Source organism: Chryseobacterium culicis (assembly GCF_900108365.1).
In the GTDB taxonomy this organism is placed as follows: Bacteria; Bacteroidota; Bacteroidia; order Flavobacteriales; family Weeksellaceae; genus Chryseobacterium; species Chryseobacterium culicis.
Genome location: NZ_FNWQ01000006.1, coordinates 74497 through 90805, shown reverse-complemented (window position 1 = coordinate 90805; position 16309 = coordinate 74497). Strand labels below are relative to the sequence as shown.

General features: G+C 39.0%; 12 protein-coding genes and 1 riboswitch. Of the genes, 3 read left to right on the top strand and 9 right to left on the bottom strand.

The window, feature by feature from the left end; genetic code table 11:
* Window positions 1-4: 4 nt before the first annotated feature.
* From BLW74_RS18600 to BLW74_RS18590, 3 genes are all read right to left on the bottom strand, one after another.
* On the bottom strand, window positions 5-2428 hold the full coding sequence (locus BLW74_RS18600; RefSeq protein WP_089695256.1) for a TonB-dependent receptor plug domain-containing protein: 2424 nt from the start codon (window positions 2426-2428) through the stop codon (window positions 5-7).
* A 92-nt stretch (window positions 2429-2520) separates the two neighbouring features.
* A riboswitch (SAM riboswitch) is annotated at window positions 2521-2625 on the bottom strand.
* A gap of 98 nt (window positions 2626-2723) precedes the next feature.
* Entirely contained in the window at window positions 2724-5561 is a 2838-nt protein-coding gene (locus BLW74_RS18595) for an alpha-amylase family glycosyl hydrolase (protein ID WP_089694888.1), read from the bottom strand.
* 173 nt (window positions 5562-5734) lie between these two features.
* Window positions 5735-7813, bottom strand: a complete 2079-nt coding sequence (locus BLW74_RS18590) for a T9SS type A sorting domain-containing protein (RefSeq protein WP_089694886.1) — start codon at window positions 7811-7813, stop codon at window positions 5735-5737.
* Window positions 7814-7964: 151 nt separating this feature from the next.
* Between BLW74_RS18590 and BLW74_RS18585 the strand changes: the two genes are divergently transcribed.
* Window positions 7965-8837: a helix-turn-helix transcriptional regulator gene (locus BLW74_RS18585; protein WP_167358473.1), complete on the top strand. Its 873-nt coding sequence runs from the start codon at window positions 7965-7967 to the stop codon at window positions 8835-8837.
* Window positions 8838-8932: 95 nt separating this feature from the next.
* Here BLW74_RS18585 and BLW74_RS18580 read toward each other — a convergent pair whose 3' ends face one another.
* Window positions 8933-9217, bottom strand: a complete 285-nt coding sequence (locus BLW74_RS18580) for a hypothetical protein (RefSeq protein WP_171006268.1) — start codon at window positions 9215-9217, stop codon at window positions 8933-8935.
* A gap of 93 nt (window positions 9218-9310) precedes the next feature.
* Window positions 9311-10918, bottom strand: coding sequence for a fumarate hydratase (locus BLW74_RS18575; protein WP_089694882.1), 1608 nt, complete (start codon window positions 10916-10918; stop codon window positions 9311-9313).
* Between the two features lie 169 nt (window positions 10919-11087).
* On the opposite strand from BLW74_RS18575, the gene BLW74_RS18570 reads away from it, so the two are divergent.
* Entirely contained in the window at window positions 11088-11537 is a 450-nt protein-coding gene (locus BLW74_RS18570) for a hypothetical protein (protein WP_089694880.1), read from the top strand.
* Window position 11538: 1 nt separating this feature from the next.
* A complete protein-coding gene (fumC, locus tag BLW74_RS18565) occupies window positions 11539-12933 on the top strand; it encodes a class II fumarate hydratase (protein ID WP_089694878.1) in 1395 nt (464 codons plus the stop codon).
* A gap of 80 nt (window positions 12934-13013) precedes the next feature.
* Here fumC and BLW74_RS18560 read toward each other — a convergent pair whose 3' ends face one another.
* From BLW74_RS18560 to BLW74_RS18545, 4 genes are all read right to left on the bottom strand, one after another.
* Window positions 13014-14057 carry an outer membrane beta-barrel protein gene (locus BLW74_RS18560; protein ID WP_089694876.1) on the bottom strand — a complete coding sequence of 348 codons (1044 nt, stop codon included), beginning with the start codon at window positions 14055-14057 and terminating at the stop codon, window positions 13014-13016.
* A 30-nt stretch (window positions 14058-14087) separates the two neighbouring features.
* Window positions 14088-14702: a hypothetical protein gene (locus tag BLW74_RS18555; RefSeq protein WP_089694874.1), complete on the bottom strand. Its 615-nt coding sequence runs from the start codon at window positions 14700-14702 to the stop codon at window positions 14088-14090.
* Window positions 14683-15249: an RNA polymerase sigma factor gene (locus tag BLW74_RS18550; protein ID WP_089694872.1), complete on the bottom strand. Its 567-nt coding sequence runs from the start codon at window positions 15247-15249 to the stop codon at window positions 14683-14685. Before BLW74_RS18550 ends, BLW74_RS18555 begins: the two co-directional genes overlap by 20 nt.
* 115 nt (window positions 15250-15364) lie before the next feature.
* Window positions 15365-16303, bottom strand: a complete 939-nt coding sequence (locus BLW74_RS18545; protein WP_089694870.1) for a Dyp-type peroxidase — start codon at window positions 16301-16303, stop codon at window positions 15365-15367.
* Window positions 16304-16309 lie beyond the last annotated feature (6 nt).

Sequence of the window (16309 nt, the reverse complement as noted above, 5' to 3'; positions counted from 1 at the left end):
ACGGTTAGAAGTTAAAATTAAGCCTTCCAAAGAAATAATTTCCCAGTGTTCCCATCTGCACCGGTGCATACTTAAAGACTCCATAATATGAATTTTCGTAAATCTGACGATCCGGGAAGACATCAAATACATTGTTAGCTCCTACTGTAAAGTTGATACTTTTTGTAATATCATACCCAACACTGATGTCGGTTACAACTTTCGGGGAGAACTCCTGCACACCTCCAAAAGGATAGCCGTCTCTTATTACTTTACCAAAATAGGTATTTCTTACGAGAAAATTGAACTTGCCGATTCCATAATTTAATCCTAATGAAGCTTTTGTTTTGGGAGACAATGTTTCAATGATGTTGATCTGATCCGGGCCAAAGAATTCATTTTGCGGTGTTCCTAAATTTTCCGGAAAATGGAAATCTGTGATTTTTGTTTCGGTATAATTTCCGGCAAGATTGATATTTAAATTCCCGTTTCCTAGAATCCAGTCGTAAGATATTACTACATCTACTCCTTTTGTTTCGGTATCAACGGCATTGGCAAAGAATCTTCCGCTTTCTACGTTAAACTGCTCTAATCTTGGATCAGTGATATTGCTGGTAATTACAATCCTGTCCTTTACTTTTATCCAATATCCATCAACGGAGATGGAAAGCTTATTTAATGGTCTCAGGGTAAATCCTGCACTTGCATTGACGGAGGTTTCCTGTTTGAGTTTGTCAAATCCCAGAATTTTCGCGGCATCACTATCATTCCTGAAAATTCCTTTGGTGACAATTCCGGAACCGGAAGTAGAAATATCGGCATAAGAGTTATTAAAATACTGCTGTTGAAGCGAAGGCGCTCTAAATCCTGTTCCAACCGCTGCCCGTACTGCATAGTTTTTTATAAATTCATACCTTACCGCAAGCTTTCCATTCAGCGTATTTCCGAAATCTGAATAATTTTCGAATCTGGCAGCGGCATCAATATTTAATTTTTTATCCAAATCATACGAAATATCAGCATACACTGCGGTGGAATGCCTGTCTTTCTTCAATGCATTGCCGGGAGAAAACCCGATAAAGGATTGAGACCCGCCCGCACCAAGTACTGTAGATCCTTCAGTGGCAACATTTCCATTGATGTCATACTGAGTATAAGAGGCCTCATCTCCTGCTTTGATCTGGTATTGTTCAAATCTGAATTCTCCTCCGAATGCGACGTTAAAACGGTTTATATTTTTGGAAACGTCAAGATTAATGGTATTCTGAAGGAAGCTGTGTGCTCCGGCATAAAAATTTGTAGGTGATTTTGCCCCGAGTGAAGCATTATTGGTGTTGTTTACGTTATAATTGAAAGTATTGCTTCCAAAGGTATTGCTAAGGTCAAAAAACCAATCGTTCGCATTATATTTTGCTCCTACAGCATAGGAAACATCATAAACCTGAGAGGCAAGATTAGCCTGAAAGCCATTCGGATAAATGGATGAAACCACATTCGATGTTTCGCTTGGAAGTCTTCTGAAGCCAAAACCCTTTCCTTCTTTGATGCTGAAACCTCCGAAAGAATACATTTTAAAGTTATCATTAAAAGGATATTCTGCATTGAAAAACAGCTGTCCCTGTCTGATCTGGGCATCTCCGATCTGAAAATTAAAATCGTCACGGGTTAATCCTCTTTCTTTAATCTTTTCATCATCTGCCGCTCTTGCTGCGGCGGGATCATCGGCAAATGCATAGGCAAAATTATTCCCGAAAATATCGAGATCATGATTTTGAGTTCTTGTGGTTTTTCCTCTATGACTTAGCTGCAGTGAAAGATTAATATAACTGTCTTTCTTTCCTAATGAAGTTCCGTAGTTGGCTCCTGCCTGGTAAGTATCCCCGTCATTCCGTCCGCTTACTCCGTAAGTAAGACTTGCTGATGCTCCTTCATTTTTTTTAAGAATAATATTGATCACTCCCGCAATGGCATCGGAACCGTATTGTGCGGCTGCTCCGTCTCTAAGCACTTCTATTCTGTCAATAGCAATTACCGGAATGGCACTCAGGTCTGTTCCAACAGAGCCATTTCCCACTGTATTCTGATAGTTTACCAACGAGGTGGAATGTCTCCTTTTTCCGTTAAGTAATACTAAAACCTGATCCGGCCCCATCCCCCTTAGCGATACTGGATCTATATGTTCTGTTCCATCAGACGCAGACTGCCTCACTGCATTAAATGACGGGATGACATAGTTCAGAAGATCCTGAGCCGTCATTTGCGGAGAACTTCTCTGGATTTTATCAATATTGATGACATCTACAGGAACCGGTGTCTCCAGCTTTGTCCTTTTCACATTACGGTTTCCGACGATGATGATATCTTCGATCTGATTTCCTTTTTCTTCACTCTCCTGGGCAGCTGCCAGAACTGCGCCAAGCAGTAATACAGCTGTGCTTAATTTTTTCATTTTGTTCTTGCCAGTTAATAATACGGATCCGACGGATCTTTCCGCAGATACACAAGATTTCAAGAAATGGAATTCATATAGAGTACAAACTTCACTTATCTTCCCCAAGGGTTGGAATTAGCACCTTTACACTTCTGAAACCGTGCAGGTTGCTAAGGTTTCACGGGGCCAAATCCCTCCACCTTTCTTGATAAATCTACTGCAAAAGTAGACTATTTTTTTAAATGTACAAAAAAAGGCAAATCTGCTACACTGCAAATTTGCCTTTTATTTTTTATGGAACTTGTTTACACTTTTATTTAATGATCATCTTTTGTATGGCTATTCCTGTGTCTGATTTCAGCTGTACCAGGTAAGTTCCTGCAGGATAACTGAATTTTGCTTCATATGAACCGTTTTCTTTATCCAGTTTGAATGAATCAAGCTTTTTACCCGTCATATCAAAGATTGAAATTTCTCCGTTTTTCGCTTTGCTGAAAACGAACTTAGGGGCTCCATTTTTTACCGGGTTATCTGCAATCTGAAGGGATAATTTATAGGCAGCATTGGTATCTACGGTTGACAAAGCACCTGCATAATTTCCAAAGATCCTGAATTCTCCCGGCTGCAAAGTAATCGGAGCCGTTGTGGAGGTTACATTCGAAATACTGTCGTCCATCAGGTTCTGCCATTGACCTGTGTAAGGGAAGTAAGGCACCACATTCTGCGCAGAAGTAGTATAATTGGCCAATACGACAACGTTTTTGGTACCTGTTGTAATCGTTGTATCATATACATAGATTCTTGTGATCAGACCATTAGGATCATTTGTAAGGTTATTGGATTCTATGCTGTAAGTCTTGGATTTAAAAACCGGATGGCTATTTCTGATCGTAATGATTTTAGCCCAGGTATCATACACTGCTTTTCTGTTTGCATTGGTATCATATCCTAAGGTAAATGCAACGGGTTTCTCATCGGTTCTGCAGCCATTGTCTATGGAACCGTTCGCACATCTGTTGATGCTGAATTCATATCCTAATTCTCCGAACTGCCAGATCATCTTCGGGCCGGGAATGGTAAAGAAGGTTGCACCGAAAGTTTTCATTCTTTCAAGAGCAGTATTCAGGTCTTTCACATTGTAACTTCCGTTGACTGCACCGTAGGCAAGGTTTTTAAACATCAGTCTTTCTTCATCATGGCTTTCTCCATAGCCTACAGCACTCATATTGGTAAAGCCGTGAAGACTGTGGTTCATACGGTCATAATTGCTGTTTTCCTGATATCCCATCGTATTCTGGTTGTATGGATCTGTCTGCTTATTCCAAAGCATAACGCCTTTTCCTTCTGCTATTCTGTAGTTGGCCCATTGCTGTTCTTCTGCGTCTGTTCCAAGATGTTCGAAGATCATGTAAGAATTTGGATCCAGGGCCCATTGCCTGTCTGCGTAGTGCTTCATGATATCCACTCTGTCCTGCTGATAAGCGTTGGTACAGGCTTCATCGTTTTCAGAACAGCTTTGCGTAAATCCTTTTGTTAAATCCCAACGGAATCCGTCTATGTGATATTCTGTCAGCCACTGCTGAAGACATCTTTCAACGTAATATTGCGTTGAAGGACTTGTATGGTTAAAATCATTGAAAACATTGTATGAATGTTTCGGAACCTGATTAAAGTAAGGATTGTTTGCCGCCACATCGCCATAGCCGTCTCCATCCGGATCTACATTCCAAAGTCTTACCAAAGGAGAACGTCCTGTAGCATGGTTAAACGCCACATCCAGAATCACAGCAATCCCGTTTTGGTGGCACAGATCTACAAATTCTTTGAATTTTTCCGGAGTTCCATAGGCTTTGTCTAAGGCATAATGGAAGGAAGTATTATATCCCCAGGAAAGGTTTCCTTCAAACTCCATGATCGGCATTAATTCTATGGCATTGATTTTTAAATTCTTTAAATAAGTAATTTTATCAATCAGTGACTGCCAGTTTTTTTCCTGCGTAAAGTCTCTCAACAGTAATTCATAAACCAGCAGATCTTCCTTCGCAGGTCTCTGAAAATTGGTAACCTGCCAATTATAAGCAGTCTGACCTGTTTTAAATGTTGAAACTTCAAAACCCTGTCCTGCAGGAAATGCAGGTAAATTGGGATACGTAGAAGCCGAAATCCACTGGTCATCATAAGAAGATAAGATTTGTGGTGAGTAAGGATCAGCCACTTTTCTCAAATCATTGGTTCTGTATTGGAAAGTATAGAGCTGCTGGGGAGTGATTCCGTTGAGCTCAATCCAGTACAGATCAGGATTTGTGGTATCTTTTTTCATTAGATAAGAATCATTCACTGTCCAGTTATTGAAACTTCCGATAACATGAACAAAACTTTTACCTGGTGCATATAAGGCAAGCCCAACTTTGGTCTGATCTGTCGGATGATAGTTAATTCCCTGTCTGATCCAGTTGGGTATTGCTTCAGAGACTACATTTCTCGGAACCTGTACAATGAATGCTGCCGTTTTAGAACTGGTTCCCTGTGTTGCTACAAGCTCCATACTGGCATCCTGAGTGACAGTGTAACTGTAAGAATAAGATTGCGAAGGAGTTGTTGTAGAGTTTACAACAATTCCGTTAGCTTTTAACTGAAATGTTGCATTAACGTTAGTTGATGCCGTAACACTGACTGAATTTCCAACAGGAACTGTGGTAAGGCTATTGGCCAGTGGATTGGTAAGGTTTAGACTTAAAGTACCCACGTTGACAAAAATATCAGGTGAAGTCTGGTGTGCCCCTGTTTTATCTTTTAATAAAAATCCAAATCTTCCGATGCCTGTTCTTCCGAAGAAAGCAGTGGGGGTAAAAGTCAGTGAATAGCTGTCTGTTGCAGCATTGTAATTCAGCTTATTCAAGTCATTGGAATTGTTCCAGCTTCCATTCGTAGGACAATCCTGGCTGTTCTGATAATTGGTATCAAAAGACCAGCTCCAGATATAAATAGCATTATTGGATACACCCCATGCAGATTCGTCAATCTGATCACCCGGAACAGTAAGCGTAATAGCATCTGTTTCATTGAATGGATTGGGGGTAATGGTGTAATTGATCTGCCCAAAAACAACGATTGTAATCAGCAGAAAAACAACGGAATAAAATTTTTTCATGTCTTATTTTTTTTCGAATATAATATTATTTTTCTTTCATCCTTACTATTTTGATACGATATTTCATTTTGGGGAGAAAAACAAATAAAAAAGCTCATGAAAATTTCATGAGCCTCCCATAAAAGTAATGGTAATGAACTATTTTTTATATGACGAATATCTTTTGAAACAAATTAATCTTTTATAATTTTTTTAGAAACAATCTGTCCGTTCTTTAATTTTAATTCTACGATGTATAATCCAGAAGGAAGTTCGGTCATGTTGATCTGGTTATCCGAGAATTGTACATTCATTCTTTGACCTACTGCATTGGTAACGTTTACTTTTTCAATCGCTGCGTCAGATTTTACCATCAGAATTTCTTTTGTAGGGTTAGGATACACTCCTACGACAGCTTTATTTAACGTAATATCAGATGTGCTTAAAGAAGATGTGGGCTTAATGCATCTTACGGATGCTCCCTGCCCTCTCATAGCACCAGCTGATGGATTGGCAATAGTAGTCCCGATATACAGATATTTTCCTCCTGAGCTTGAGGTATCAGAACTCCAGAAATATCCTCTTTGTCCTACATACGTAAAGTTTCCATCACTTGAGCTTCTGAATCCTCCTGCCGGTAATTTAAGATGGCTGTTATAGGCTGTTGCAGGGTTAGCAATTCCTTCAGAGCTTACTAAAGTAGCCCAATCTGTCTGAGAAGGCATTTTCCAGTCTGGCCCAATGGCTTTACAAGGATCTACTCCTACAGAAGCATTCACATCTGCAATGGAGGCTCCGTTCCATGTATCTCCACCAGAAAAGCCTGCCCACCATGCCGGAGATCCTGCAATATAACCTCCTGCTGTTGTGCCTGTTCCTTCCGGTGTGTTAGGTGATGGTGCCTGTACTACCTGAGAATTTCTGAGCTGATGCCCGTCATCCCATCTTCCCCACTGAAAAAGATCTCCATACGAATTGGCATCAGATACTGATGAAGCTACCTGTGCACTTCCCAAATTCTGCTGGAGCCATATTTTTCCGTCTGATCCTCTTACCGTAGTATAAGCAACCTGCTGGCCTCGGTACATAAAAGTTACACAGCCAACATCACCTGCATTGGCTCCAGGATCTGTATTGCTGCATGTCAGCGGGTTCAGGTTCAGAGAGATTCTTTTAACTTTTGTTGTATTGTCAGAATAAGCCAAAACAAGATAATTCTGTGCTTTATCTATTGCAAGATCATTATATTTTGCCTCACCATCCGAAACAAAATCACCTCCAAAAGGAACCCAGTTTTGTGAATCGTCTAATTTATAAACGGTATTTCTGAGGAAATTATCATTTTCAAAACGGCTGGCCACGACGTAAGGGGTTCCGGAGCCTGTTACTGCCAGGGCAATATGCTGTACGCTTCCTTCTGAGAAATTGGCATTTCCTACCTGCACCCAAGAGTTTCCGTCAAATTTTTTTACATTCAGTTTTCTACCTCCTGCTGCATCAGAAACATAGGCTATAAAAATTGTATTGGCTCCATCTAAAGCAATATCAGCATTGTATTGCTCGCCTGATGAAGCGGCGGCTGCGGCTGCTCCGCCTACCAAAGTCCAGTTATGCGTTGAGTCTGCACTGGTACTATTTTGATACACTTTTACGCCTCCTGAAACATTGCATGTGTAGATCGTATTATTGGTTCCGATAACCATTTCAGCAAAATCAGCACCTCCGGAGAAGCCTGCATTTCCGATCTGCGCCCATGCTCCCCCAAAATATCTTTTTACAGTTCCCGAGCCATAAGATCCGTAAGTAAATATGATATTATCTGAAGAAACTGCAGACGCCTGGTAATTAACAGGATTTTCCGTAGCATTTGGGAGCTGAGACCATAATGATCCTGTAAACAATCGTACTTCCATTCCGGAGCCCGGATAACCAAGCTGATTGGTATAATAAATACTGTTTCCGTTCGGGCTTACCGATAATGAGTTGTAAGTGGCTGTTCCTGTAGTAACTCCTGGTGTTCCGCCTAAGTAAGACCATGAGTTTCCGTTAAATTTCTGAACAGAACCTTTGGCTACTGAAACATCATAATAGGACAGATAGTAATTTCCTGAGTTATCAATAACAAGATTATTAAAACTGCTTCCTCCCGCAGATACATCCTGAATGCCTCCTACATTTTCCCATTGCTGTGCATATATACAGCTTCCGGCAACAGTTAGCAATGCTATTCCTGTTCTTATTTTCTGTATTACAAAATGTAAATCTTTAAACATATAAATATTATTTTTAATTATTCTAAATTTAATTTAATTTTGCGCAAAAGTACCTTACATTATTAATCCCGGGTTATCATTTATGAACTTTTGGTTATCCTGCGAAGGGCTTTCCCTAAAGAAATTGTACCATGGCTGTAAAATGTGTTGTATGAGGAAATCATCAGGAAGTGGGATTTTATTCAGATCCGAAGACATCAAAATCATCATGCAGGAAGAACTGTGTCATGAACAATTCTTCAGATCTTATATACAGGAAGGGAAGTTCAGTTTTAATCTTATTTTCCTGCTGAGTGATGGTATACACCTGAAAGCTCACGATTGCGGCACCCAGTTTTTATTCAAGAAAAATCAATACATCCTGCATTATTCACCTGAGGAAAGTGTTGCGGAATTATGGACAGAAAGCGAGGAAACCCTGAGATATCTTCAGATTCAGATTAATTATCAGTATATTTTTAACCTCATCAATCCAGAACATAATCGTGAGAATGCCGAAATTCTGGAAAATATGATCCATAATCATTTTATCTTCCTTCATAAAGAAACACCACCGGACATGACGGTCGAAATGCATATGATTGTAAAGGAGATGCTGGGCTATACCAAGAAAGGCATTATGCAGAAGTTATTTATAGAAGCAGAGATCATAAAACTGCTGATTCTGATTTTTGAACAGTTCAATGAGAAAAACACATTGAAGTCCTTTCCAAAAACACCGGAAATCATCAGAAAGTTCATTGATGAAAATTACCACAGAAATATAAAGGCAGAAGAAATTGCAAAGTATATGGGAATGAATCAAAATATCATCAGAAAGGAATTCAAAGCTCAGTATCATACGACAATTGCTCATTATATTTCGGAGCTCAGAATGCTGAAAGCAAAAAAGCTGATCATCCATAAAGAGATGATGATCAAAGAAATTGCCATTGAGTGCGGATATGAATACCTGCAGAACTTTACAAGGGCTTTCAAAAAGAAATTCGGAGTTTCTCCTGAAAGTCTGAGAAATAATAAATAGAAAAACCGCCCAAATTTAATTAAGCGGTTTTGTATATGTTGTTTTGCTTTGATATTACTTTTTCAGAATTCAGGTGAAAAAGCAATGACAATCAATTAATGATGATGTCCGTGATCGTGAAGGAAAGGTCCGTTTCCTTTAGGCTCGTTATAGATAACTTCTACACCTTCCTGCTCCGTAATAAGCTTTCTTCTGATATCTTCAGGGTCGAAAGGCTTTACTTTTCCGAAATACTCCTTCAAACCTTCAGTTAGCCACATTGGGATTACTAATCCGAAGAACATAAAAATACACCAGAAACCTACTAAAAACATCGTAATGAAGAATATAGTCCAAAGGAACTGGTAAAATGGCCAAAATGCTGATAATATCGTTATCATTCTCTTAAAGATTTTAGGCAAAAATAGAACTTTTTTCTTTTTTACACAAAAGATCAGTGCTCTATTTTGTTATTTATTTTAATTTTAAACTAATTAGTGGGCAAGATTTGCGAAGAAATCGTTTCCTTTATCGTCGGAAATAATGAATGCAGGGAAGTCTTTTACTTCAATTTTTCTTACTGCTTCCATTCCTAATTCCGGGAAGTCTACTACATCTACAGACACAATATTGTCTTTGGCAAGAATAGCAGCAGGTCCTCCGATAGATCCAAGATAGAAACCTCCGTATTTATGACAGGCATTGGTAACATCTTTACTTCTGTTTCCTTTTGCCAGCATGATCATGCTTCCGCCATGGCTCTGGAACTCATCTACATACACGTCCATTCTTCCGGCAGTAGTAGGCCCGAAACTTCCTGAAGCCATTCCTTCCGGAGTTTTTGCAGGTCCTGCATAATAGATCGGGTGGTTTTTGAAATATTCAGGCATTGGTTTTCCGCTGTCGATAATTTCTTTGATTTTTGCGTGAGCAATATCTCTTGCAACGATCAGGGTACCGTTCAGTTTCAATCTGGTTTTGATTGGATATTTTGATAGCTCGGCAAGAATTTCCGGCATTGGTTTATTCAGGTTAACCTCAACGGCTTCTTCCAAGTGTGGAGGGGTATCTGGTAAAAATCTTTTCGGATCCTGTTCCAACTGTTCCAGGAAGATTCCTTCTTTGGTAATTTTTCCTTTGATATTTCTGTCTGCAGAACAGGAAACCCCCATTCCTACAGGGCAAGACGCAGCGTGTCTCGGAAGTCTGATTACTCTTACATCGTGTGTAAGGTATTTTCCTCCAAACTGAGCTCCGATGGCACTTTCCTGGCAGATTTTCTGCACTTTAGCTTCCCATTCAAGGTCTCTGAAAGCCTGTCCGGCCTCATTTCCTTCAGTCGGTAGATGATCGTAATATTTTGCGGATGCTTTTTTAACTGCTGCAAGGTTCGCTTCTGCTGAAGTTCCTCCAATGACCAATGCTAAATGATATGGCGGGCATGCTGCGGTACCCAGGTCTGAAATCTTTTCTTTGATGAATTCTTCAAGAGATTTTTCATTCAACAAAGATTTTGTTTTCTGATATAAAAATGTTTTGTTGGCAGAACCTCCCCCTTTTGTTAGGAATAAAAATTCGTAGTAATCTCCTTTTTTAGCATAGATATCAATCTGTGCAGGAAGGTTAGATCCGGAATTCTTCTCATCAAACATCGTTAAAGGCACAACCTGAGAATATCTTAAGTTTCTTTTCTGATAGGTATTGAAGATTCCTTTGCTTAAATATTCACCATCATCTACTCCCGTATATACATTTTCTCCTTTTTTCCCCATTACAATGGCTGTACCGGTATCCTGACAGGAAGGAAGAGCTCCTTCAACCGCTACGGCAGCATTTTGCAGAAGGTTATACGCTACGAATCTGTCGTTATCTGTAGCTTCAGGATCGTCAATAATTCTTCTAAGGCTTTCCAGGTGTGAAGAACGAAGCATGAAAGAAACATCTGCCATCGCTTCTTCAGCTAACAGCTCCAATCCTTTGGGATCTATTGTTAAAATTTCTCTTTCACCCAGTTTTTCCACCTTTACATAGTCTGATGTAAGCTTTTTGTACACCGTATCGTCTTTCTGAATAGGATACGGATCCTGATATCTAAAATCCATTCAATTTTTGTTTGTGCAAAAATACGCCTCCTTAAAAAAATATGAGTAAAATCAGTCACTTAAATTGATATTTATAATGATTATAAATTGGCGGTTTCTGAGTTTATAAGTACCTTTATAGACAGTTATTGTAATAGTAAAAGATTTAAAAATTACATAACTCAATTGAATGAAAAATATATTAGTTATTTTTTTCTGTCTCGTAATGTACAGTAACAGCTTCGGCCAGTGGGAAAATACAATACAACTTTCGGGAACTTGGACCGGAAAAGTTGAGGGCCATCCCATTAAGTTTGAGATTTTGGAAAATGCCCCCAATTCTATTACTTTTTCGTTTATCAATTTTCAAAATGAAAGGTTTACCATTCTAAAATCTGATGTAACAGCTAATGAAAAAAATGAGTTTATTATTTCTATTAAAGAGGCTAAATTTTCTTCACAACGTTATGAAGATTGCATATTTTCCACAGGAACTTTAACTCTATCTAATGTCTTGCAGAACAGCATGAAATTAAATTTAAAATCAGTTGGCCCAATATGTTTTATAAGCTATGATGTGGGGAGGAATATGCCCGATATAAAGGATCTCATTTTAACAAAAGAAAAATCAAATAAATAATATGAATTACAGAATAGAAAAAGACACCATGGGAGAAGTGCAGGTACCTGCAGATAAACTTTGGGGTGCACAGACGGAACGTTCAAGAAACAATTTCAAAATAGGGCCTGAAGGTTCAATGCCGCATGAAATCATTGAAGCTTTTGCTCATCTCAAGAAGGCCGCTGCTTATGCCAATACGGATCTGGGAGTACTTCCTGCTGAAAAAAGAGATATGATTGCGAAAGTATGTGATGAAATTCTTGAAGGAAAACTGAATGACCAGTTTCCATTGGTAATCTGGCAGACGGGTTCCGGCACGCAGTCTAACATGAATGTGAATGAAGTAGTTTCCAACAGAGCTCATGTGAATAACGGAGGAACTTTAGGCGAAAAATCTGAAATTCACCCGAATGATGACGTGAATAAATCCCAGTCTTCCAATGATACTTACCCAACCGCCATGCACATAGCTGCTTATACAAAAGTGGTGGAAGTAACCATTCCGGCTGTAGAAAAACTAAAAAATACGTTGGCTGAGAAATCGAAAGCTTTCAAAGATGTAGTAAAGATTGGCAGAACCCACCTGATGGATGCCACTCCACTTACTCTAGGGCAGGAATTTTCCGGATATGTGGCTCAATTGGAATTCGGGTTGAGAGCTTTAAAAAACACACTGCCTCACCTTTCAGAACTGGCTTTGGGAGGAACCGCTGTAGGTACAGGATTAAATACGCCCAACGGATACGATGTAAAAGTAGCGGAATACATTGCCCGATTTACAAATCATCCTTTCATTACCGCAGAAAATAAATTCGAAGCTCTTGCAGCCCACGATGCGATTGTAGAATCTCACGGAGCTTTAAAGCAGCTGGCGGTTTCTTTATATAAAATTGCTCAGGATATCAGATTACTGGCTTCCGGGCCGCGTTCGGGAATTGGGGAAATTCATATTCCAGAGAATGAACCGGGTTCTTCTATTATGCCGGGGAAAGTAAACCCAACGCAAAATGAAGCAATGACCATGGTTTGCGCACAGGTTTTAGGAAACGATACTACCATTTCCTTTGCAGGAACTCAGGGAAATTATGAACTGAACGTTTTCAAACCGGTAATGGCTTATAACTTTTTACAGTCTGCGCAGCTGATTGCTGATGCATGCATTTCCTTCAATGATCATTGTGCAGTAGGTATTGAGCCGAATCATGAGAGAATTAAAGAACTGGTGGACAAATCTTTAATGCTTGTAACGGCTTTAAATACTCATATAGGATATGAAAATGCTGCTAAGATTGCGAAGACAGCCCATAAAAACGGAACAACGTTGAAAGAAGAAGCCATCAATCTTGGTCTGTTAACTGCTGAACAGTTTGACGAGTGGGTGAAACCAGAAGATATGGTTGGAAGCTTAAAATAATGATTCTATAACTGATACAATGTAAAAACTCCGGGCAATTTTTCCGGAGTTTTTCGTTTTGCAATCAAAATATATTTAATTTAATCTAATCCGATGGCTAAGCCGAATATCAGTGCTTTATCATTTTTGAAATAACTGTCTTTAAAGAAATTACTGAAATCTTTTTTCACAAAGACACTGAAACTGTTGTATGAAAACGTAAGCTGTGCCCCATACACAAAAGGATTCACCTGATAGTTTCCACGGTCTCTTGTTTCTCCATCAATTCCTTTTACAATATTGTTGGTAGACATTTTCACGCCTCCATATACATTGGCTCCAATTTTAAATCCTGTGTAATAACTTCTGTACTGGATATCCATTCCTGCGTTTTTAAGTTTGGAAAAATTATACTGTACACCAAGAGGGATCATAATATATCCTGTTCTTAACTTACTTTTCTCAAGATTTTCACTGTATTGAGCCAGCGCTACTCCCTGGCTTGCGTTCCTTACAAACATCATATTGTTATCTGCTCTTACGGTCCTCCATGAAAATCCCACTCCGGAAGTTATTGCCCAGGGACTTGTTCTGCTGAGCTGATAGTTCAGCTTAAGACCAAATTCCAGATTATTGGCATATCCTATGTTTTTATCAAGTTCATTGTCCGCGGCACTGTTTGTTAAAGTCATAATGCCGTAAGAGAAATATCCTGTAAAGCTTCTGCTGGGGCGGAATTTTTTCAACAGCTTTTCTTTAAGCTCTTCTTTGGAGGTAACATCGGTGTTCAAAAGAGAATATCTTACCTGCTTTTGGATGACATCGTCCAGATCAAACCCAAGCTCCTCGATTCTTTTATCCATTTTCTCAGAATATCGGTCTGCAATCTGGGCTTTTTCTCTGTCGAAATCTGCTTTATCAAGGTTTCTGGCCTGCAAAACCACCAGTTCTTCTTCCATCAGCTTTTTTTCTTCCTGAATGATGGTATTGATTTTTGCGGCATATTCCTCTACTTTCTCCTTTACGATCGGGCTGACCTCGGTGTCTTTTTTAGAAGACAGGTTAATATTCAGCCCTTTCTTCTGCGCATGGAATGATGCTGAAATACTGCATAGCAATCCCATTACGATTAATTTCTTGATCATATTATTAATTTTTAAATTTTTACGGATAAATTATCTGGCATTCAGATCAATAGTGGTCGCTACATTGCTTCCATCCTTTGTTTTTTCGATGACATCTTTATGTTCTACTGAGAAAAGAAGCGTGGAAGGATCCACATATTTTTTCTTTTTAACCGGAACTTTTAAAGAGTCGGCTTTTGCCATCAGTTTAGGATTTGAAAGCTGAGGAATCTCCAGCTTCTTCAGAGGAAGAGTTTCTTTAGGAATCAGTTTATTCTGATTTACAGCCATTGGAGAAATAACTTCTTCTTTATTCTTGAAAAGTGTTTTTTTCACTTCCTTTTTATCATTATTATCAACGGCTAGCGGAGCTGTATTCTTTACCGGATCTTTTACAATTTCTCCTTCCGCAGCTTTTTTTTCGGTATGCTTTACCATTTTGGGTTGAGCTTCCGAAGGCTGGTTAAGATAAAGCAGAATACCTCCCAAGCTGAATGCTAACATTAAACAGGCTGCTGCCAACAACCAGTTCATTTTTGGTTGGGAACGGGTATTTCGGTCGGTATGAAGTTCAATTTCAGACCACAGATTGCGGGATGGAGCAATCTCTCTTTCCTCAATCTGTTTTTTGATCTGGCATTCCATCTTATCTGTAAACGTTTTCATTTTTCACTTTTTTTTGTTGTTGAAAGTAGATCTTTCTTAATTTTTCTTTGGCTCTGAAAAGCTGTGTTTTGCTGACAGTCACTGAAATCTGCAAAGCATCAGCAATTTCCTGATGAGAATATCCTTCCAATACATACAGATTAAAAACCATCCTGTAGGCATCGGGAAGCTGATCCAATAGCTCCTGAGCATTAAAATCACAATCAATTTCCGGCTCATGGATATCTTCATAAAAGGATTGATTAATATCGTCCAGATAGAAAACTGTTTTGTGGCTTTTGATAAAATTCAGGCATTCATTTACAACGATTCTTCTTGCCCAGCTGTCCAGGTTTGATTCTCCTCTGAAGCTTTCAATATGCTTAAAAATTTTACAGAATGCCTTAATGAGACAGTCTTCTGCCTGATACAAATCACTGATATAACTTTTACTTACACTCAGGTATCTTTTGACATTCTGTTCATAGAAAATCTTCTGTGCAGCCGGATCCTGTTTTTTCAGGAGGCTCAACAAATCATTTTTTTTATTTCCGAACAAAAGTTTCATGCTTATACGTTTCTATACTAAAGACAATCAAAAACCAAAAAGGTTACAACATTTTTAAAAAAGTTATTTTTTTTATAAATAATAAGGCTGCCTTAGAATGAGACAGCCTTGTATTTTATCCTGAGAATTCATCAAGCATATTCCTGGTAGGAACAAAGAAGAGTGTTCCTGTAACTGCCGTACTAAAGTCTAAAATCCTGTCGTAATTGCCCGGAGGATTACCGATAAACATATTTGTGAGCATTTTTCTGGTGGTAGAAAATGTGCTTGCATAGGCAATAAAATAAGTTCCAAATTCATTAGAGGAAGGACTTCCAAATGGCATATTATCTCTTACAATCTTCAATTCTGCTCCATCTTCACCTTCGATGTTGGCTAAAGCAATATGCGAGTTGGAAGGTTTTACATCATCAGACATTTCTATATCATTTTCTTTGGATCTTCCGATAACTTTTTCCTGATCTTCTGTGGAAAGACTCTTCCAGGCGGCCATATTGTGAAGATATTTCTGAACAAAAAGGTAGCTTCCACCTTTATACTGAAGATCTTCATCTCCTATTTTGGCAAAATAATCACGGTCATCACCATGGGGATTTTCTGTTCCGTCTACAAAGCCAAGAATAGAGCGCGCATCCCAATACTTAAATCCATGAATCTCCAGAATGCTTTCTGCCACGGAGCTTAAAAGATTGGATATTTCAATTCCCATATCAAAAATCAAACTTTTATTGTCTGCTCTTAAATGGAAATGAAGGTCACCCGGAGTGGATACAGCGGTATGTTTTATACCTTTTATTTCTTCAAAACTGACCAATTCTCTGGGTGGGGGATTCGGAAGATCCAGCTTTTTCCACCCTTCAGCACCAATTCCCATTACACAGCTCGCCCGGCTGTCCGGAAAGCGGTTGAAAACGGAATTATTAAGATTAAGCACCAGGGCACACAGCCTTTGAAAAACCTCTTTCAGCTGCGGGCTGTCATGGAGTTTCCAAACCATAAAAATGGTATTGCTGTTCGGATAGTCTGTTACATTCTGGGATTCTATCGTATTCATCTACGT

What these genes read in the sequence shown, in the direction of transcription:
- BLW74_RS18600 (WP_089695256.1), bottom strand. Translation starts at nt 2,428, where the DNA reads ATGAAAAAATTAAGCACAGCTGTATTACTGCTTGGCGCAGTTCTGGCA.
- BLW74_RS18595 (WP_089694888.1), bottom strand. Translation starts at nt 5,561, where the DNA reads ATGAAAAAATTTTATTCCGTTGTTTTTCTGCTGATTACAATCGTTGTT.
- BLW74_RS18590 (WP_089694886.1), bottom strand. Translation starts at nt 7,813, where the DNA reads ATGTTTAAAGATTTACATTTTGTAATACAGAAAATAAGAACAGGAATA.
- BLW74_RS18585 (WP_167358473.1), top strand. Translation starts at nt 7,965, where the DNA reads ATGAGGAAATCATCAGGAAGTGGGATTTTATTCAGATCCGAAGACATC.
- BLW74_RS18580 (WP_171006268.1), bottom strand. Translation starts at nt 9,217, where the DNA reads ATGATAACGATATTATCAGCATTTTGGCCATTTTACCAGTTCCTTTGG.
- BLW74_RS18575 (WP_089694882.1), bottom strand. Translation starts at nt 10,918, where the DNA reads ATGGATTTTAGATATCAGGATCCGTATCCTATTCAGAAAGACGATACG.
- BLW74_RS18570 (WP_089694880.1), top strand. Translation starts at nt 11,088, where the DNA reads ATGAAAAATATATTAGTTATTTTTTTCTGTCTCGTAATGTACAGTAAC.
- fumC (WP_089694878.1), top strand. Translation starts at nt 11,539, where the DNA reads ATGAATTACAGAATAGAAAAAGACACCATGGGAGAAGTGCAGGTACCT.
- BLW74_RS18560 (WP_089694876.1), bottom strand. Translation starts at nt 14,057, where the DNA reads ATGATCAAGAAATTAATCGTAATGGGATTGCTATGCAGTATTTCAGCA.
- BLW74_RS18555 (WP_089694874.1), bottom strand. Translation starts at nt 14,702, where the DNA reads ATGAAAACGTTTACAGATAAGATGGAATGCCAGATCAAAAAACAGATT.
- BLW74_RS18550 (WP_089694872.1), bottom strand. Translation starts at nt 15,249, where the DNA reads ATGAAACTTTTGTTCGGAAATAAAAAAAATGATTTGTTGAGCCTCCTG.
- BLW74_RS18545 (WP_089694870.1), bottom strand. Translation starts at nt 16,303, where the DNA reads ATGAATACGATAGAATCCCAGAATGTAACAGACTATCCGAACAGCAAT.